Consider the following 19,710-nt stretch of genomic DNA (forward strand, 5'->3'; position numbering starts at 1 on the left):
AATCTCACCGGATCAAAAAAAATGCCGTTCAGTCTTGCCACTGAACGGCATTTACAGCTTATCAATCGATGCTACGTCCGCTTACCGCGCCGTCACCACCGGAATGCCCTTGAGCGACTTGCCGCTGCTACATGCATGCGCGAGGGCTTCGGCCACTGCGGCGCCCGTGGACGGCGTGACATCGAGGCGGCCCGCAATCGTCGCTTCGACGCGCTTGGCCATCACCAGATTCGCCAGCTTCACGTGCCCGTAGCCGCGAATCTTCGCGGGCACTTCTGCCAACGCGGCCACGTCGGCCAGCGTCTCGGCGCTCAGACCCGCCAGCGCCTGACCGATGGTCGCGCGGTAGTCAGCGATCAACTGACGCTCCATACGGCGCTCCAGCGTGTAGCCGAAAACATCAAGCGCACCGCCGCGCAGACCGCGCAGCTTCGCCATGCCACGCAACACCGGCCACAGCCACGGACCGATCGTCACCTTCTTCGGCACGCCACCGTCCTTGCCACGCGCGATCAGCGGCGGGGCCATGTGGAACTCAAGACGGAAGTCGCGGCCCGGCTTGCCGTCGAAAGTCTCGCCCAACGCATCGGTGAACGACGTCTCGGCGTACAAACGCGCCACTTCGTACTCGTCCTTGTACGCCATCAACCGCGAAAGCTGCTGCGCCACCGCACGCGACAGACGTCCCGGCGCTCCGGCCACACGCGTTTCCGCATCGGCCACGTCTTTCACGAAGCTAGCGAACTGCGCTGCATACGCCGCGCTTTGATACTTCGTGAGCAAATCGACGCGATGCGCCACGAGTTCGTCGAACGACATGTCAGCAGCCACCGGCGCATGCACCGGCTGATTCACGGCCTTCGCCGTCGTCTGCGTGAGCGCCGTCGGGTCGCCTGCGGCCAGACGCCCAATGGCCAGCGCCAGTTGGTTCATCGGCACCGCGACGTTGTTCAGTTCGATAGCACGTTGCAGCGCGGCCAGCGACACCGGCACCAGCCCCAGTTGCCATGCGAAGCCGAGCATGATGATGTTCGCGCCCATCGTATCGCCCAGGAAACGCTGCGCCAGCGCCTGCGCATCGCATGCGTCGAGCTTGTCGTTACCGGCTGCATGACGCATCTTCGCGAGCAGCGCATCGGCGTGCAGATTCGCGTCGGGGTTCTGTACAAACGTCGCGTTCGGAATCGCATGCGTATTCACCACCACACGCGTGCGATCGCGGCGCACGGTTTGCAGCGCATCGGCGCTCGCCCCCACCACCATGTCGCATGCCAGCAGCACGTCGGCTTGCTGCGTATCGATACGCACCTGATTGAGTGCCTGCGGCGTATTCGCAAAACGCACGAACGACAGCACCGCCCCGCCCTTCTGCGCGAAGCCCATGAAGTCGAGCACCGAGGCGCTCTTGCCTTCGAGGTGCGCCGCCATCGTGATGAGCGCGCCAATCGTCACCACGCCCGTGCCACCCACGCCCGTGACCATGATGTCGAACGGGGCATCGCCTGCGAGCGCTGTCGGCTCCGGCAGTGCATTCAATCGCCCTTCGAACGCCGCCTGATCGAACGCCGCCGCGAGCGCCTTCTTCAGCGCCGCGCCCTTCACGGATACGAAACTCGGGCAGAAACCGTTCACGCACGAGAAGTCTTTGTTGCACGACGACTGGTCGATGCGGCGCTTGCGGCCCATCGCCGTCTCGACCGGCTCGACCGACAGGCAGTTCGACGCCACGCCGCAATCGCCGCAGCCCTCGCACACGGCTTCATTGATGAACAGACGGCGATCCGGATTCGGGAATTCGTTTTTCTTCCGGCGACGACGCTTTTCCGCCGCACAGGTCTGGTCGTAAATGAGCACGGTCGCGCCAGCGATCTCGCGCAACTCGCGCTGCACGGCATCGAGTTCGCTGCGGTGATGGAACGTCGTGCCCTTCGGGAACTGACCTTCGTGACCGATGTACTTCTCCGGTTCGTCGCTCACCACCACCAGCTTGGCGATGCCCTCGGCTTCGACCTGACGCGCGATCTGCGGCACCGAAATCGAACCGTCGACCGGCTGGCCGCCGGTCATGGCAACCGCGTCGTTGTAGAGAATCTTGTAGGTGATGTTCGCCTTCGAGGCGACCGCCTGACGAATCGCGAGCAGACCCGAGTGGAAGTACGTGCCGTCACCCAAGTTCTGGAAGACGTGCGGACGTTTGGTGAAGTTCGAATGTGCGGCCCAGTCGACACCTTCGCCGCCCATCTGAATCAGACCGGTCGTATCGCGGTCCATCCACGACGCCATGAAGTGACAGCCGATACCCGCCTGCGCGATGGAGCCGTCGGGCACCTTGGTCGACGTGTTGTGCGGGCATCCCGAGCAGAAATACGGCACGCGGCGCACGCCGTCGGCTTCGTTCGACAGGATGTCGTGTGCCACGAGATCGACCACACGCTCGCGGCGATCGAGCGCCGGGCGATGCTTGGCAATCCACTCGGCAAACACCGGCAGCACGCGCGACGGACGCAGTTCGCCCAGCGCGGAGAGCAGCGCACGGCCATCGGTATCGGTTTTACCGAGCACGATGGGACGCGAGCCGGTCGTGCGGTTGTATAGGTACTGCTTGATCTGCTGCTCGACGACCGGGCCCTTCTCTTCGATGACGAGAATTTCCTTGAGGCCCGAGACAAAGCTATCGAGACGCGACATTTCCAGCGGGAACGACAACCCCACCTTGTAGATGCGCACGCCTGCGGCCGCGAGATCGTCGATGGTGATGTCCAGACGGCGCAGCGTCTCCATCAGGTCGAGGTGCGCCTTGCCGCAAGTGACGATGCCGATATCGGCATCTGGCGTCGGCGCAATCCATTTGTCGATGCTGTTCACACGGGCGAAGGCGCGCACGGCGTCGAGCTTGGCGGCCAAACGCGTTTCGAGCGCGAGGCTCGGCAGGTCGGGCCAGCGATTGTGCAGGCCGCCTTCGGGGGTGACGTAATCGAGCGGCTCGGCCCAATCGGTGCGGATCTTATCGAGGTCGACGGTGCCGCGCGACTCCACAGTTTCCGAGATGGCTTTCAAGCCTGCCCATGCGCCCGAGAACCGCGACAACGCGTAGCCGTAGAGGCCGAATTCAACGAGTTCGCCGATATCGGCCGGGTTCAGCACCGGCATGCTCCACGACATCATCGTGAAGTCGCTCTGGTGCGGCATCGACGACGACACGCAACCGTGATCGTCACCCGCCACCACCAGCACGCCGCCGTGGCGCGACGCGCCGTAAGCGTTGCCATGCTTGAGCGCGTCGCCTGCGCGATCCACGCCCGGGCCCTTGCCGTACCACATGCCGAACACGCCTTCGACAGTGCGTTCCGGGTCGGCTTCCACGCGTTGCGTGCCCATCACGGCCGTGCCGCCGAGCTCTTCGTTGATCGCGGGCAGGAACTTGACCTTGGCGGCGTCGAGCAGCTTCTTCGCCTTCCACAACTGTTGATCCACGCCCCCGAGCGGTGAGCCACGATAGCCGCTGATAAAACCGGCGGTGTTCAGGCCACGCGCGGCATCGAGCTGGTGTTGCATCAGCAGAATGCGTACGAGAGCTTGCGTACCGGTGAGGAAAATCTGGCCGCGGCGAGCCGTGAGCGCGTCGGAGAGCTGATAGTCGGGATGGGCCAGCGGGTTGGCCGTGGGCGTCGCAAGCGCGGCGCGCATGGGGGCATTCATCGTGTATCTCCTGAACCCCGTGCGGCCTGCTGGGGGCATCGACCGGTCCTGGGGGGATCGATGCTGCGGCCGAGCTTCGGGGGCGTGTCGTTATGTTCGTTGTCGCGCCCGGCCCAACGGGGACAGGCGAGCGTCCGTATGGAAGCAGTGTATGGGCAGGCAGGAGAAAGATTTTTACTATTTCACTCCGTTTGGCGCAGAATACGAAACGTTCATTTCGAAATAGCGGATTTTGAAAAATGGAATTACTCGACAACTTTGCGCGGCAGATCCTGCGGTTGTTACAGATCGACTCGCGCCGCTCGGCGCAGGAGCTCTCCGAAAACGTGGGGCTGTCGGCAACGCCGTGTTGGCGGCGCATCAAGGAGATGGAGCAAAACGGCGTGATCCAGCGCTACACGGTGCTGCTCGATCGCGAGAAGTTGGGGCTGCATGTATGTGCGCTCGCGCATGTACAACTCACGCGCCACACGGAAGGCGGGACGGAACAGTTCGAGCGTGAAATCCGCACGTGTCCCGAAGTGACCGAGTGCTACAGCACGACCGGCGAGGCCGACTACATCCTGAAAATCGTGGCGCCGGACATCAAGGCGTACGACGCCTTCCTGCACGAACACATCTTCCGACTGCCCGCCGTCGCTCACGTCAAAACGAGCGTGGTGCTGCGCGAGATTAAGTTCGATACGAGTTTGCCGGTCTAACCGGCTGCGACAAATTCGGAGTTCGCCCATATACATTGACGCGTCAACTCCGGATAGTGCGAAAACGTCGAGATCACCCGAGTCTCGACGATCCGTCCCTCAAAACAAGCCTATCGGAGGGCTTTCGCATGCAATCGCAAGACCCCGTTCCTAACCCATTCCCCAACCCTGACGAATCGATCGTTACCGAGGGTGCCATCGAAGACGATGGCCTGAAGGAAATCCCCGATTTCGAAGTCATCTCAGTCGAAGGCTGCCTGAGCAGCTCGAACGTTCTCGGATTCTGAACGCACCTCGCCGCTCCGGCGTACGCCGGAGCCGACGGAAAACGGGAGAATCCGATGAAACAGGTGCATTGGCTGCATACCCCCCTGTTCGCAAAGTGGTACGTCACCAATCGCTGCAATCTCCGCTGTCGGCACTGTTATCTCGACGACTACACGCTGAGGCCGCCCCTTGGGCGATTGCTAGACGTCGCGGATGAACTGTCGGATGCGGGCGTTCGTAGTGTCGCCATCTTGGGCGGAGAGCCGCTCACTCGAGATGATCTTGAGTTGCTCATGGGGCGCCTCACCACGCTCGGGATTACCACCCGCATCGCCACAAACGGTATGTATGCCACGCCGGAGCGTGTCCTGAGCCTCATAGAGCACGGGGCAAGCGCATTTCAAGTCAGCCTTGAGGGCGCAACGGCAGAGGCCTGCGAAGCGATACGGGGGCCGAATACCTTCCCTCGAATCACTGCCGGTGTCGAAGCGCTAGTGGCCGGTGGTGCCTGCGTCACGCTCGCGTACACCATGACGGCGCAGAACTACCGACAGTTACCGCAATGTCTTGATCTGGCAGAAAAGCTGGGCGTCTCGGAAGTGAAGCTCGCCCCGTTCATCCCGACCGGTTCAGGGGCAAAGGCAGCGCAGGCACTGAGCCTTACGCCAGTCATTTGCCGCGAAATCGTGACTTCACTTTCAGCGGCTTGCGCAAAACATCCCGGCCTAAAGATCGACGGTGGACCTTTCCTCCGGCGCATCGCCATCACTCCTCGCGCTACTCAACACATGCAACAACGTGGCACGTTCGGATGCGGCGCCGGAACCACCACGATCATCATCAACAGCGATCTTTCCGTCTCCGCTTGCGACATGAGAACGCAAAGCGAGCGAACGACCCGCCGCCTCGGAGAAGGCACATCGCTTGCCGATATTTGGCGGGATTCACCGCTATTCGCACGGTGGAGAGATCAGACAGACCGTGCTGATTTTGCGGGTGTGCATCAACATGGCTGTCATCTCGCATACCAGTCTTACGGCAAAGACTTGTTTGGCAACGAGGCGATTCGTGATGAAAGGTGACGTGTCGTTGTCGAAAGACCTACGACTTTGGCGACGACTCGCACTAACGCAGGCACTGCTAGGGCCAGAGATATTTTCAATGGCCATACTCGTCATCTTTTTCGTCGAGTATGCCGGGTTCAGCTTTTCCGTATTCAGCACATTTACTGCGAGTCTTTTCGTTCTGAACTGGCTGTTGGAGGTGCCCGCAGGGGCTTGCGCAGATAGGTTTGGGCGAAAGAAATGCCTGATTGCGGGAAACACGATTTATGTCGGCGCAATCGTCCTATTGGTCGTCGCGAATAATCATCTCTCTCTGGCGTTTGTCGCACTGATGTATGCCGTCGGTAGTTGCCTGGCTAGCGGCACGTTTCAAGCCACGATGTATGAAGCATTCGCCGCACGCCAGGCAACCCCGCAGTTCCACGCCGTCATGGCGGAAGCAACAGGTCTCGGGCTTTGGGGTGCCGCACTTGCCGCCACTGTCGGTGGGTGGCTAGCGGGTTACTCGCTCGCATTGCCCCTTCTGTTGGATGCGGCGGCCCTTGCTCTGCTCACGCTCTACCTGCTGCTGCGAATGCCGTCCGCAACGCATCGGGAATTGTCAGCACCTGCCGAACCATCGCTCTCGATTCGAAACGTGCTCGCTTCGGCATGGCGCATTACGCTGACCTCGCCAACGCTCTGCGTGTTATTCGCCGGATTGGCCATCACATTCGCATGCGTGCGCGCTTCCTTTAACGCGTACCAGCCACTCATGCTCGATACGGGCATTCCGGTGAAGTACTTCGGCGCTGCGTTCTGTGGACTTGTTCTGCTTGGCGGGGGCGTCGCCAAGCTGTTTTCGAAACTCCCCAAACCGTGGCTGGATCGAGGGTATCCGGAACTCGTCGTCATCGCGGTTTTCATCGCGGGATTGCTCCCCTTCGCGCTTATGGAAACGTCCCCGATATTGTTGTTGCTGAGCGTGGCGGCGCATCAATTGGTTCGCGGGATATTCCCGTCGTACTACAGCTATCGCATCAATCGCGAGATCCCTAGCGGCACACCTGCCAGAACCACGGTGCTATCCATCGCCAATCTCATTCGTGCGCTACTGACCGCGCTCGCGGTGTTTGGCATTGGTGCCCTTGCGGAAAACGTCGATCTCACTACCGCTTACCGGTTGATCAATACGCTCGCGATTGCGGCCTTAATCGTGCTTGTGACCCTCTCTCACCGTTCCCGCGACAATGTTGGCACTTCCCATCCCTCAGACAATTAGCCTAACGATCACCACCGAATGTGGCTCCCGGTGCCCGCATTGTTATCTTGTTGAGACGGACGAAATCGGTCGTCACCGTTTGTCTGTTGCCGATGTGGAAAACGTCGTGGAAGACGCCGCGAAAAATGGCGTTCATATGATGGTCGTTTCTGGCGGCGACCCACTTCGGCACCCTGACCTCGACCCCATACTTCGCACGATTCGTCGACATCGAATTCTGCCGCTGCTCGGCATTTCCGGTGACTATCTGCTGTCTGCACACATTGCGTTGTTGACCGAATTGGGCATCCCTTGTGTTCAAGTCAGTCTCGATTCAGCCACTGCATCGCTGCACGATAGTCGTCGCGGGATAGGCAGCTTTCGCAACGTGATGGCAAACGTCGAGCGGCTGCAAAACGCCGGAATCCTCGTCAATATCGCGGCCTGTCTGAGCATGGAGAACCGCTCCGAGCTCGTTCCGCTACTCGACCTAGCGAAGCAACTCGATATCCACAAAGTCAAAATCGCCTTCTACGAGCAGGTTGGGCCAATTCAGGGGGCAACGGTAATTCCCGAGTCCACGCGCGCAAAGTTACTCTCGCTGACGAAACACTTCGCTGACGCCAACGATTGGTCCGACCGTGTTGTTGTGCTGGGTTACGACTTCCATAGTGGTGAACGATTGCCGACACGCGCCATGGGTCGGCCACCGATTGTCGTCACAGCTGACGGCACGCTTCGAAGCGGCGAGGATGGCCCCGGATTTGGTCATTTGCGCGAAGCCAACACCCTGTCGTATCAATACAGAGCGTGGCTAAGTGAACGAATCTCGAACTATTTCGATGCAGTCATTTCTCTGCACAGTAGTCATTTAGGCATCCGATCCATTCTCGATGTGAACGAAGGACTTCCTTGCAATGGCATTGTGTTTGCCGAGGGCGGCTTACATACGGTCCTGATCCGCGATGGACTCGACTGGCCGCTTGACCAATTCACCGTGCTTCACGAACTCGGACACATCGCGACGGGCACATTGCGCGCCAATGTTCAGCGCGAATACCGCGCCGATGACGAGAGGATGGCGAACTTGTGGGCGCTCGAATGCATACGTCCCGTCATACGACCCGATGAGTTTCCGTACTACGTGCGCGATGCGAAAACGTCCGAACACGCGCTCTATACCCGCATTACCCAGCGTCTCGCGGGCGACGTGATTCCCCCAACAATATCGGAGTGAAAGCTGTGTATCGATTTAACAAATCGCTAGTCGAGCGCAAGCACGACAGAAGTCTTTTTAACGCGAACACCTTCGAGATACTCCGCTTCAACGAAGCCGGGTATCGACTCATCACCGAGTTCCGAAACGCAGATTTCTCACTCGACGACTTCCTACGGATCGCGTGTTCGTATTTTCCCAACGAAGACTCGGCGCGCGCCTTTTTTCACCGTTGCCTGCAACAGAACGTGTTTTGCACTTCGGTCGAAATTCCCGCTTGACGCCGGTTTCGTTTTTCGTTAAAAATGCGAATGATTCTTATTTAAGAACGACAAGTTCGTTGTCCCAAGGCCGAAAAACATGCGGCCGGGTGGCACGAGATTTCGCCAGCCGCGCCTGCCAGCGTGCTCCGCCCTGTCATACGACACCGCGGAACACGACGATTGCCACGAGCGCTTGCCAGCCAGCAACGGGGTTATTTGCACTGGGAGCCAGCAGTGAAGCAGTCGTCGAGCGGCGGGGACCGCCAATTTGTCATGACCACGCGCCGGGGACACGGCGCCACCACTTCGATTCGTACCGGCCACAGCGCCGGTCATCGCATCGAAGACTCGCGCAGCGAACGCGCTCGTGAGAACCGTCGGCGCCTGCGTCCGCTGGTGCGCGCGGTGTTTGCCGCTGTCTGGTTGCCTGCCGGAATGTCTGCCGCCTACGCGCAGCAAGCCCCGGCACCGGTCGATGCCACGACGTCGGCCGCACCGGCCGTCCAGCTCGCCCAGACATCGCCCAAAGCACCGCTGCAAGTCGCCGAAGTCCAGCTGAGAGATGTGAACGTGACAGCCACGCGCACGCCCACCGAATCGGTTCGCACACCGGCCTCGATCTCGGTCATCACCGATCAGGACCTCGAAGAGCAGCAAGCCCAAGACATCAAGGAGGCGCTGCGCTACGAGCCCGGCGTCACGGTGCGCCGTGCCCCCTATCGCCCCGGCTCGGCCGCGCTGGGCGGCGGGCGTGACGGCAACTCGAGCATCAATATCCGAGGTCTCGAAGGCAACCGCGTCGCCCTCTTCGAAGACGGCATTCGCATGCCGTCCGGTTACTCGTTCGGCCCGCTCGAAGCCGGTCGCGGCGACTACATGAGTATGGACATCCTGCGCCGCATCGAAATCTTGCGTGGCCCGGCATCGTCGCTCTACGGCAGCGACGGCCTGACCGGCGTGGTCAACTTCCTGACCAAAGATCCGCAAGATTTGCTCGATACCTTCGGCAAGTCGACCTACTTCTCGCTGCGCCCGTACTACAACTCGATGGACCGCAGCTTCGGCACCACGGCCCAAGCCGCCTGGGGCGGCGAGCAGTGGCAGGGCATGGTGATCATCGACGGCAACAAGGGCCACGAACTCGACAGCCACGGCAGCAACAACACCGCCAGCACCGCGCGCACCACCGCCAATCCGCAAGACAGCAATGGCGACTCGGTGCTGGGTAAGCTCGTGTTCAAGGCGACGCCGACCTCGACCTTCAAGCTCACCGCCGAGAACGTGCGCCGCCGCGTCGACACCCGCGTGCTGTCCGCCGTCAATCCGCCGACGACCCTCGGGCTGACCACCAGCGACCGCTTAGAGCGCAACCGCGTCAGCCTCGACTACGACTTCAACGACGCGTCGCAAGCGTATGTGCAGAACGTGCACGCGCTGTTCTACTACCAAGACGCCAAGAACAATCAGTACGCGTACGAAAAACGCACCGCAGGCGATCGTACGCGCGACAACACGTACAAAGAACGCACCATCGGCGGCTCGCTGCAAGCCGAGAGCAACTTCGTGACCGGCCCGCTCGCCCACAAGCTCGTGTACGGCACGGACGCGAGCAGCGCCTTCATCACCAGCTATCGCAACGGCACGGTGCCAGGGGCGGGTGAATCGTTCCCGAACAAGGCGTTCCCCGATACCGACTACACGCTCTTCGGTGCGTTCTTGCAGGATGAAATCCGTTACGGCGCGCTGACCGTCACGCCGGGCATCCGTTACGACGCCTACTGGCTCTCGCCCAAGCAAAACGACCCGCTGTATGTTTCGCAATCGGCGAGCGGTCAACCGGTCGCCCCCACCTCGTCGAACGACTCGGCGTTCTCGCCGCGTCTGGCGATCATGTATGAAATTGCGCCGTCGCTGATTCCGTACGTGCAATACGCGCGCGGCTTCCGTACCCCGACGCCCGATCAGGTCAACAACGGCTTTGCGAACCCGCTGTATGGCTACATGTCGATCGCCAACCCGAACCTCAAGCCGGAAACGAGCGACACGGTGGAACTCGGTCTGCGCGGGCGTCTGGCCACCACGTTGGGGCCGGTCACGTATAGCACCGCGGTGTTTGCGGGCAACTACCGCAACTTCATCTCGCAGCAGAACATCAGCGGTTCGGGCCGCCCGAACGATCCGCTCATCTATCAGTACGTGAACTTCAGCCGCGCCCGGATTCAAGGCTGGGAAGGCCGCGCGACGTGGGCACTCAAAGGCGGTGTGACGCTGCGCACGGCGATGGCCTATACGCACGGTACGACGGAAGACGATGGTTCGAGCAGCCAGCCGCTCAACACCATCAACCCGTTCTCGATGGTGCTGGGCGTGCGCTACGAGCCGAACAGCACGTGGTTCGCACAAGCCGACCTGCTGTTCCAGGCCGCCAAGTCGCAAAGCCAGATCGCGAAGACCTGCACCTCGGGCACGCAGCAGAACCAAAACTGCTGGGCACCGGGCTCGTCGATCGTGCTCGACCTCTCGGGCGGTTATCACATCAACAAACACGCCACGGTTTATGCGGGCGTCTACAACGTGTTCGATCGCAAGTACTGGAATTGGTCGGACGTGCGCAACATCGCCGAGACGTCGAACGTGAAGGACGCGTATTCGGCACCGGGCCGCAGCGTGGCTGTGAGCCTGAAATTGCAGTACTGATCCTTCGGGATAGTCAGACGATGCGCCCGCCGCCGCGCGGGCGCCTGCCAGCTAACTTCAAGCCACCTGCCAGCAAGCTACCGCAACAAAGGAATTTGCCATGATGAATGCTCAGAACGCCACCGCCGCTGCCAACGCAGTGTTTCCCGCACTCGCCGACGTCACCCGTCTGCGCAGCGAATTCCAACGCGTGAAGACCGAACAGAATCTGCGCGATCGCGACGCCGCTGCCGCACTCGGTGTGTCCGAAGGCGAGACTGTTGCCGCGTTTGTCGGTGAACACGTCGTGCGCCTGCGCCCCGACTTCATCGAGATTGTCGAAGCGCTGCCCGCACTGGGTCGCGTCATGGCGCTCACGCGCAACAATGCCGCCGTGCACGAAAAGGATGGCCCCTACGAGAAGCTCTCGCATAACGGCACCATCGGTCTGGGCCTCGGCAAAGAACTCGATCTGCGCATCTTCTATCACCAGTGGGCCTACGGTTACGCCGTCGAAACGCCAGCCGAGAACGGTCCGCGCCGCTCGCTGCAATTCTTCGATAAGACCGGCACCGCCGTGCACAAGATGTTCCTGCGCGACCACAGCGATGTTGCCGCGTACGACGCGCTCGTCGCGAAGTTCCGCGCCGACGATCAGACCCCGGGGGAACACGTTGTCGCCGCCGACGCGCCGAAGGCCGAGACGCCCGACGCCGACATCGACGTTGCCGCGTTCCAGCGCGACTGGCTCGCCATGACCGACACGCACCAGTTCTTCGACATGCTTCGCCGTCACGGCGTATCGCGCGCGCAAGCTTTGCGTCTCGCGCCCGCAGAGCACGCGCAACGCGTACCCGCATCGTCGGTGCGCACGCTGCTCGACGATGCTGCGGGCACCGACCTGCCGATCATGGTGTTCGTGGGCAATGCCGGGATGATTCAGATTCACACCGGCCCGGTGAAGAACATCCGCGTGATGGGGCCGTGGGTCAATGTGCTCGACGCTGGCTTCAACCTGCACCTGCGCGAAGACCTCGTCGCCACCGCTTGGGTCGTGCGCAAGCCGACGTCGGACGGCATCGTGTCGTCGCTCGAATTGCTCGACGCCTCGGGCATGGTGATTGCCATGTTCTTTGGTGAGCGCAAACCGGGTCAGGCCGAACGCGAAGACTGGCGTGCAACGCTGGGTCGCGTGGCCGCTGCCACCGCTGTGACGGGAGCGTGAGCGTGAAAACGAAATTCGACGCACGTGACGCCCATGACACGCTCACGCGCACGTCATCGGTGACGTCCGTGGGTGTGCCGGGCAACGCTGCCCGGCGAGCGCTGCTCACGGGCGGCATGGCCGTTGCGGCGGGGGCGTGGCTCTCGCCGCTCGCGTCGGCGTGGGCGGCCACGCCCGCCCCCGGTGCCAATGCAACGGGGCCTAAAACGGGACCAGAAGCGGGGCCGAAGCGCGTTGTCGTTGCGGGCGGCGCGCTGACGGAAATCGTCTACGCGCTCGGTGCGCAGGACCGTGTGGTGGCCAACGACCTCACCAGCCTTTACCCCGAAGCCGCCACGAAGCTGCCGAAGATTGGCTATCTGCGCACGCTCTCCGCCGAGGGCGTGTTGTCGCTGCATCCCGATCTGTTGCTCGCGGGCGCCGAAGCCGGGCCGCCGAACGTGCTCACGCAGATCGCCGCGGCGGGCGTGCCGGTGAAGCGATTCACGCACGGTTACACGGCCGAGTTGGTGCGCGACAACATTCGCGATGTCGCCGCCGCGATGCGCCTGAACGACGACGGCGCACGCGTGGCCGGGCGCTTCATGGCGGACTGGCAGAAAGCGCGCGACGAGATTACGCAACGCTATGGCAAGCAACGCCGACCACGTGTGTTGTTCATCCTTGGCCACACCGGCAATCAGGTGATGGTCGCGGGTCAGGACACCGCCGCCGACGCGATGCTCGCCTACGCCGGTGCCGACAACGCTCTCTCTGGCTTTACGGGCTACCGCCCGCTCACGGCAGAAGCCGCGGTGGCCGCGCAGCCCGATGTGCTGCTCACCACGACGACTGGGCCGTCGAGCGCCGATCCGGCGGCGACGTTGCTGGCACAGCCGGGGTTGGCGAACACGCCTGCGGGACGCGCCAAGCGAGTGGTGAGCTTCGATGCGCTCTATCTGCTCGGCTTCGGTCCGCGTCTGCCACAGGCCGTGGCGGAACTCGCGCAGCGCGTGCACGCCGCGTAAATCGCGCCGGGCGTCTGCTTTTGGCGACCGGCCCGCTATAGGTCAGCTGTAGGTCAGCAATTGAACGAAGATATGTCAGCCGCTCCCCCGCTCAACGCGCCGTCGCCATCGCGCGCCGTCGTTCGCCCTGTCACAGGCATCGCTCGCCGTCGTCCGCCACGATGGCTGGTGATGACCGTCCTCGTCTCATTGCTTGCACTCGCCGTGCTGGCGGCGCTGTGCGGGGGCGCGTACCGGATCGCGCCGGGCGAAGCCATCACGGCGCTGTTTCGTGGCGCCACTGGCGATTTCGTACAAGATCAGGCACGCAGCGTGATGTTGCAGATTCGTCTGCCGCGCATCGTGCTCGGCATGCTCGTCGGCGCGGGTTTCGGTGCCGCTGGCGCAGCGTTACAGGCGTTGTTTCGCAACCCGCTTGCCGACCCCGGTCTGATCGGCGTCGCGAGCGGTGCGGCGCTGGGTGCGGCGGGTGTCATCGTGATGGGCGGCGTATTGCTGCCCGCGGCGCTGGCAGCATCGCTCGGGCTCTGGATGCTGCCGTTGGCGGCGTTCGTTGGCGCACTGGGCGTCACCGCGCTCGTGTATCGGCTAGCTGCGGGTCGTGGCCGTCTCGCCCTGCCCTTGCTGCTGCTCGCGGGTATCGCCATCAACGCGATTTCCGGCGCTGCGATTGGCTTGCTGACGTATCTCGCGAACGACACGCAACTGCGCACGCTCACGTTCTGGACACTCGGCAGCCTAGGCGGCGCGCAATGGCCGATGCTGGCCGTGATCGTGTGGCCGGTGGCACTCGGCATTGTGGTGCTGGCGAGTCAGTGCCGCTCGCTCAACGCGCTGCTGCTCGGTGAAGCCGAAGCGTTGCATCTAGGCGTGGCCGTGCAGTCGGTAAAGCGCCGAGTGATGGTCGCGTGTGCGTTGTGCGTGGGGGCTCTCGTGGCATCGAGCGGGATGATCGGCTTCATCGGCTTGATTGCACCGCATATCGTGCGGCTGGTGGTCGGCCCCGATCCGCGCGCGGTGCTGCCTGCGGCGGCGCTGTTCGGCGCGATTCTGACATTGCTCGCCGACCTCGTCGCTCGCACGTGGGTGTCGCCTGCGGAGTTGCCGCTCGGCATTCTGACGGCACTGCTCGGCGCCCCCTTCTTCCTGATGCTGCTGTGGCGACGCCGTGGCCAGTTCGGGTTGTGAAATACGGAATGGGAACCGTGGAACGACGAACGTGACGCGAGCCCCGAGACCCGACAGGACTTCATCATGCTTAGTGCCCACAATCTGACGATCGCCCATACCGATTCGCCCGTGCTCGACGGTCTGTCGCTCGATATCCGTCCCGGTGAATTGCTCGTGCTGCTCGGGCGCAATGGCGCGGGTAAGAGCACATTGCTCAAAGCGCTTGCGGGCGAGCCGATGTCGCCGCGTGCGCAAGTGTCGGGCGCCATCACACTCAACGGTGCGCATCTGTCGCAATACACCACCGCAGCACTCGCCCGTTTGCGTGCCGTGCTGCCGCAAACGGCGCAGTTGTCGTTTCCGTTCAGCGCGTTGGAAATCGTGACCATGGGGCGGCTGCCGTTTTCGACGCCACGTCGCGGCAACGCACGCGGCGCGAGCGATACCGATATCGCCACGGCAGCGCTGGAGCGCGTGGGCGCTGGGCCGCTGTTGCATCGCGACGTGACAACGCTTTCTGGCGGGGAATGGGCGCGCGTGCAATTCGCGCGAGTGCTGGCGCAGTTGTGGCCTTCGGACGCGGCGGGTGAATCTTCGATCCCGTCGGTGCCGCGCTATTTGCTGCTCGACGAGCCGACGGCGGCGCTAGATCTTGCGCATCAACATCATCTGCTTGCGCTCACGCGTGAACTCGCGAAGTCGTGGGGATTCGGTGCGATGGCCATCGTGCACGACGTCAACCTCGCCGCGCGTCATGCGGACCGTATGGCGCTGCTGGCCGATGGCCGCATTCTGGCGACGGGCACGCCACGCGAAATCATGCGCGCCGACCTCATCGAGCAGACGCTCGGCCTGCCCGTTCACGTGATTACCCCCGACATTGCGCATCTGTCGGCAGGCGCCGCTGGCGTGCCGATTGCGTTACCGGCGTAGGCCGATGCACATCGCTCACGCCTCCGGCACGCCGTCCTTTTTGAGATTGGCACGCGCGCACAGCACCGCTGCCAGATCCCACAGCGCATAACCCACGCTCTTGAAGAGCACCGGGCCGCTTGCACGGAAACGGTCGGGGGTGATGATCGCGTCGAGCAACGGTGCCGCCCGGCCCCAATCGATCGCCGCGTGCAGTAAATCACCGGCTTCGTGTTTGACTTCCCACGTATCGACAACGAGCGTGCCGCGCACCGCGGCGTCACGGCACAACTGCGGCGGCAGTTCGCGCATATCGGGGCGGAAAGCGCCTACGCCTGCGACGAAGATGTCGTCGCGCCAGCGCATCGCGTCGCTATCGGGCAGTACCGGCTCGCTGCTGGTGGTTGCGGTGATGACGATACTCACAGTGCTCAACACCGGCTCGATAGCATCGACGACCGTGGCTTCGACGCCGAGCGTGGCCGCATGATCGGCCAACGCGTGAGCGCGCTCCGGGCTGCGCGAGAAAATCATGAAGTGACGCGTGCCCATGCCCGCCGCAAAGGCTTCCAGATGTGCTCGCGCCTGTACACCCGCGCCAACGATCAGCACCGGCCCCTGCGGACGTGGCGCGAACTTGCGCGCGGCAAACAAGGTGACAGCAGCCGTGCGACGCCCGGTGACCGTCGGGCCGTCGAGCAGCATCAGGCGCTCGCCGGTATGCGGATCGAACACCATCACTTCGCCGATGATCGATGGCTTGCCCGCGCGGCAGTTCTCCGGATGCACGGTGATGTGCTTGGTCATCGCCACGTCGCGATTGGCGGCGGGCATCACAAGCAACACGCCGCCACGACGGCCGCGTTCAGGTTCGGTCAGGGGAAAGTGCAGACGCTCCGGCGCTCGCGCCGTGCCCGAGCGCATCTCCATGAGCATGGCCTCGATACCGTCGGCCAATTGCGGATAAGGTAGCAACTGCGCGGTTTGCCGCGCATCCAGCGTGATCATCGATGTGTCTCCGCTACAGGGCGTGTGCGCGCACACCGTTGGGGGATCGACCCGCCACCGACACATCGCGTCACGCATTGCCAAGTCTGATTTTTAGTGTAGCGCGCATCGCGTCGACGCGTCTGCCCCATCCAAAATTAAACCGCGCAATCCTTGTTGCGGAATAAGCACATACGCTTAGCGACTCGCATTGCGCATGCGCTTGCCGTCGTTCACGCTCGCTCCGCGTACCTCGAAACGAACACTGTCGCGAACCGCGCCGGATGCGTCGACGAGTTCGAGCGTATGGCGTCCCGGCCAGGGCAGCCAGCTTACGCGTGCGCTGCCACTCAGCGGCTTGCCATCGAGTCGCCATGCGGCACCTTTGGGCCACGCCGCCGCCACTTGAAACCACAAGCGTTGATTCGCCGGGGGAATGTCGGGGTCGAGTGCAACGATGGTGCCATCGGCCGGCCCCGCGATGCGCCATAGCGGGCCGCTCGGGGCTTTCGACGCCAGCGACGATAACGCGATAGTGCTCTGCGCCGTACCGGCGAGAAACCACTCTTCGCGCGCGGGTTCGACATGCTCGGCGTACTGCACTGCGACATGCTCGACGCCTGCGGGCGGCGCGGGCGGCAGGCTGGCCGTGCGGCGGTGCAAATAATCCATGACGCGGTGCCAGATGGGCGCCGCGCCAGACACACCGGAGACATCCCACATCGGCGCGCCGTCCGCATTCCCAACCCAGACACCGACCGTGTAACGGCGCGAATATCCCACCGCCCAGTTGTCGCGCATGTCTTTGCTCGTGCCGGTCTTCACCGCGGTCCAGTAACGCGTGGAGAGCGGGCTGTCGAGCCCGAACGTACGCGTGCGCGCCTGACGATCGGAGAGCATGTCCGAGACGATAAAACTCACTTGCGGCGAGAAAACGGTCGTCCGCGAACTCGCGTTGGCGTTGGCGTTGGCGTTGGCAGCGAGTTTGCCGTTGCTGGCGCGCGAGGACGCGGGCATCAGGTCACGCGTGTCGCTCGCCACACCGTTGTTGGCCAGCGCACGGTAGGCGTTGGTCAGCGAAAGCAAGGTGACGTCTGCGCTGCCCAGCGCGAGGCTGTAACCGTAGTAATCGCCGCTTTGGGTGAGCGGCAGCCCCAGCGACACTAACGTCTGCGCGAAGCGGCGTGGCGTCACCATGACCAGCGTGCGCACCGCTGGCACGTTCAGCGACGATGCCAGCGCCGTGCGCGCACTCACCCACCCCTTGAAGTGCCGGTCATAGTTTTGGGGAATGTATAGGCCACCGCCTGTCGGCAGGTCCAGCGGCGAGTCGTCGAGCAACGATGCCGCCGTCATCCGTTGTTCCCCAATCGCTTGTGCGTAGAGGAATGGCTTGAGCGTCGAGCCCGCCTGACGCAACGACGTCACCCCATCGACCTGCGCCGCCGCCGACAATGCACCCGACGAACCTACCCACGCGAGGATATCGCCACTGGCGTTGTCGATGACCACCAGCGCACCGTCCTGAACATTGCGCCCGCGCCCTGGGGCACCCAGTTCGCGCAGCGTCTGTTGCAGCGTGGTGACGGCCATACGCTGTAAGTTGGCATCGAGCGTACTCGTCAAACGCGTTCCCGCCGGAGGCCGACTTGCCGAGAACACACGGCGTGCAAAGTGCGGCGCCAGGCTGACCGCGTCCCGTGTGGTCATCACGCTGGCGGGCCGCGAGAACACGAGCTGCGTGTACCCCTCCAAGCCGTTGCAGTCGTTAGCAGCGCCGCCCTGCCCGCTTGCCGAATTCATATCGCGCAAGATGCCGCACGCGCGCTGCGAAACCCGTGCAGCGGGCGCATTCGGCGCGCGCAGCAGCGCAACGGCGATGGCGGACTCCCGTGCGTCCAACCCGATCGGCAGCTTGCCGAAGAGCGTCTGCGACACGGCCGAGATCCCAACCAGTTCGCCGCGGAATGGCACGAGATTCAGATACGCCTCGAGAATTTGATCTTTACGCCAGCGTTGTTCGAGCCACACGGCGGTCGCCGCTTGGCCGACCTTCTGCGTCATCGAGCGATTGCGCGTGTTCGGCCGCAAATCGTCGTCGAGCAAACCTGCCAGTTGCATCGTCAACGTCGAAGCACCTCGCGTGCGGGAATGCCAGAGATTGCCCCACGCGGCAGCGGCAACCCCTCGCCAGTCAACGCCGCTGTGCTCGTAAAAGCGCTTGTCTTCCGACACGATCAACGCCTGCCGGAACGCGGGCGATACATCGGCCAATGTGACCCAATCGCCGCGCTGCGCTCGCATATCTGCACGCAGACGCTGCAACGGCTGCCCGTGGCGATCCAGCAGAATCCAGTCCGATGCGCGCCAGTCTTGCCGCACGTCGTCGAACGACGGCACGGCATGCGCAGGCTGCACCGCCTGTAGCGTGCAAAGCGCGAGGGCGATGACGGCGGAGGCCGTCAGTCGGCGAACATCAAGCACCGCGCACGTCTCCACGATTTCCACGCGTTGCGCCGTCGCTGTCTGTGCCGTCACCCCTGCCACCCCCGCGACTCCCGGGAACGTGAGACACGCTCCCCGGACGTTCGGCCAGAATGCCAGCCGTGAGCAGCAGTTGCGCCAGTGCGTAAAGAATCCAGATGGCGTATTCCTGCGCGGGCACGCTGCCGACGAAGCGTGTGGTGCCGATCAGCGCGTCCGACACCGTGAACAGCAATGCCCCGACCGCGGCCCACTCACCGCTGACACCGGCAAGTAGCGCCGCCGAGGCCATCATGGCCAACACGATCACGTAGCAGACCACGGGCGCCTTCAATTCCCCCATGCCGGGCCAATACATCACGTAAGCGAGCGCCGCCGTGACCCATACCAGCACGATGGCGATTCGATGCCACCCCGGCACTTGCGACCAACGGCGGCGAACGCGCCAGAACAAGACGAAGTAGGCCAAGTGCGCCAGCAGAAACGCACCGAGGCCCAGCACGAACCCTTGCGCCATCTCCGGCAACGCCAGCAGGACATCGCCCGCACCAGAGAAAATCAGTGCCGCACACAGCCACCCACGCTCGCCGGGTACGCGGTGATATAGCGCCGCGAACAACAACAGCGCACACAGGAACACCTTCGCGACCGCTTGATCGGGATACGGTGCCCCGCGCAATGAGATCGCATACCCGGCACCCGCGGCAGCGGCCAGCCACCAGAAGCGCCGGGATTCGCGCGGCAAAACCGCCGACGGCTGGAAGAAGTTCGACGTCATAACGTCCTCATGCTCCGATTC

Annotated in this window: 14 protein-coding genes; 10 read left to right on the plus strand and 4 right to left on the minus strand. The window is 63.0% G+C overall.

Features of this window, described 5'->3' with window-relative positions; all coding sequences use genetic code 11:
- Positions 1-81 precede the first annotated feature (81 nt).
- Positions 82-3,687, minus strand: a complete 3,606-nt coding sequence (locus tag PPN31114_RS10290; RefSeq protein ID WP_370865877.1) for an indolepyruvate ferredoxin oxidoreductase family protein — start codon at positions 3,685-3,687, stop codon at positions 82-84.
- Between the two features lie 251 nt (positions 3,688-3,938).
- Here PPN31114_RS10290 and PPN31114_RS10295 point away from each other — a divergent pair, with 251 nt between their 5' ends.
- From PPN31114_RS10295 to PPN31114_RS10335, 10 genes are all read left to right on the plus strand, one after another.
- Positions 3,939-4,400, plus strand: a complete 462-nt coding sequence (locus PPN31114_RS10295; RefSeq protein WP_058376615.1) for an Lrp/AsnC family transcriptional regulator — start codon at positions 3,939-3,941, stop codon at positions 4,398-4,400.
- Between the two features lie 128 nt (positions 4,401-4,528).
- Positions 4,529-4,687: a hypothetical protein gene (locus tag PPN31114_RS26170; RefSeq protein ID WP_174987897.1), complete on the plus strand. Its 159-nt coding sequence runs from the start codon at positions 4,529-4,531 to the stop codon at positions 4,685-4,687.
- A 54-nt stretch (positions 4,688-4,741) separates the two neighbouring features.
- Positions 4,742-5,749: a radical SAM/SPASM domain-containing protein gene (locus tag PPN31114_RS10300; RefSeq protein ID WP_150679432.1), complete on the plus strand. Its 1,008-nt coding sequence runs from the start codon at positions 4,742-4,744 to the stop codon at positions 5,747-5,749.
- Positions 5,750-5,828: 79 nt separating this feature from the next.
- Positions 5,829-6,992, plus strand: a complete 1,164-nt coding sequence (locus PPN31114_RS10305; protein WP_174987900.1) for an MFS transporter — start codon at positions 5,829-5,831, stop codon at positions 6,990-6,992.
- On the plus strand, positions 6,961-8,208 hold the full coding sequence (locus tag PPN31114_RS10310; RefSeq protein ID WP_150679434.1) for a radical SAM protein: 1,248 nt from the start codon (positions 6,961-6,963) through the stop codon (positions 8,206-8,208). The genes PPN31114_RS10305 and PPN31114_RS10310 overlap by 32 nt, the downstream gene beginning before the upstream one ends.
- A gap of 677 nt (positions 8,209-8,885) precedes the next feature.
- A complete protein-coding gene (locus tag PPN31114_RS10315; RefSeq protein ID WP_150680349.1) occupies positions 8,886-11,147 on the plus strand; it encodes a TonB-dependent hemoglobin/transferrin/lactoferrin family receptor in 2,262 nt (753 codons plus the stop codon).
- Between the two features lie 100 nt (positions 11,148-11,247).
- A complete protein-coding gene (locus tag PPN31114_RS10320) occupies positions 11,248-12,351 on the plus strand; it encodes a hemin-degrading factor (RefSeq protein ID WP_150679435.1) in 1,104 nt (367 codons plus the stop codon).
- Between the two features lie 116 nt (positions 12,352-12,467).
- A complete protein-coding gene (locus PPN31114_RS10325) occupies positions 12,468-13,358 on the plus strand; it encodes a heme/hemin ABC transporter substrate-binding protein (RefSeq protein ID WP_150680351.1) in 891 nt (296 codons plus the stop codon).
- Positions 13,359-13,430: 72 nt separating this feature from the next.
- A complete protein-coding gene (locus tag PPN31114_RS10330) occupies positions 13,431-14,546 on the plus strand; it encodes a FecCD family ABC transporter permease (RefSeq protein ID WP_174987903.1) in 1,116 nt (371 codons plus the stop codon).
- 63 nt (positions 14,547-14,609) lie between these two features.
- Positions 14,610-15,461 carry a heme ABC transporter ATP-binding protein gene (locus PPN31114_RS10335; RefSeq protein ID WP_370865878.1) on the plus strand — a complete coding sequence of 284 codons (852 nt, stop codon included), beginning with the start codon at positions 14,610-14,612 and terminating at the stop codon, positions 15,459-15,461.
- 15 nt (positions 15,462-15,476) lie between these two features.
- On the opposite strand, the gene PPN31114_RS10340 is transcribed toward PPN31114_RS10335, so the two are convergent.
- The 3 genes from PPN31114_RS10340 to PPN31114_RS10350 form a co-directional block, all read right to left on the minus strand.
- The gene (locus tag PPN31114_RS10340; protein WP_150679437.1) at positions 15,477-16,448 is read right to left on the minus strand and encodes a delta(1)-pyrroline-2-carboxylate reductase family protein; all 972 of its coding nucleotides are present in this window, start codon (positions 16,446-16,448) and stop codon (positions 15,477-15,479) included.
- 177 nt (positions 16,449-16,625) lie between these two features.
- Positions 16,626-18,911: a penicillin-binding protein 1C gene (gene pbpC / locus PPN31114_RS10345; protein WP_150679438.1), complete on the minus strand. Its 2,286-nt coding sequence runs from the start codon at positions 18,909-18,911 to the stop codon at positions 16,626-16,628.
- Positions 18,904-19,689 (minus strand): lysoplasmalogenase, encoded by a 786-nt coding sequence (locus tag PPN31114_RS10350; protein WP_150679439.1) that lies wholly within the window; start codon positions 19,687-19,689, stop codon positions 18,904-18,906. Before PPN31114_RS10350 ends, pbpC begins: the two co-directional genes overlap by 8 nt.
- Positions 19,690-19,710 lie beyond the last annotated feature (21 nt).

The organism is Pandoraea pneumonica, from assembly GCF_902459645.1.
Classification (GTDB): Bacteria; Pseudomonadota; Gammaproteobacteria; order Burkholderiales; family Burkholderiaceae; genus Pandoraea; species Pandoraea pneumonica.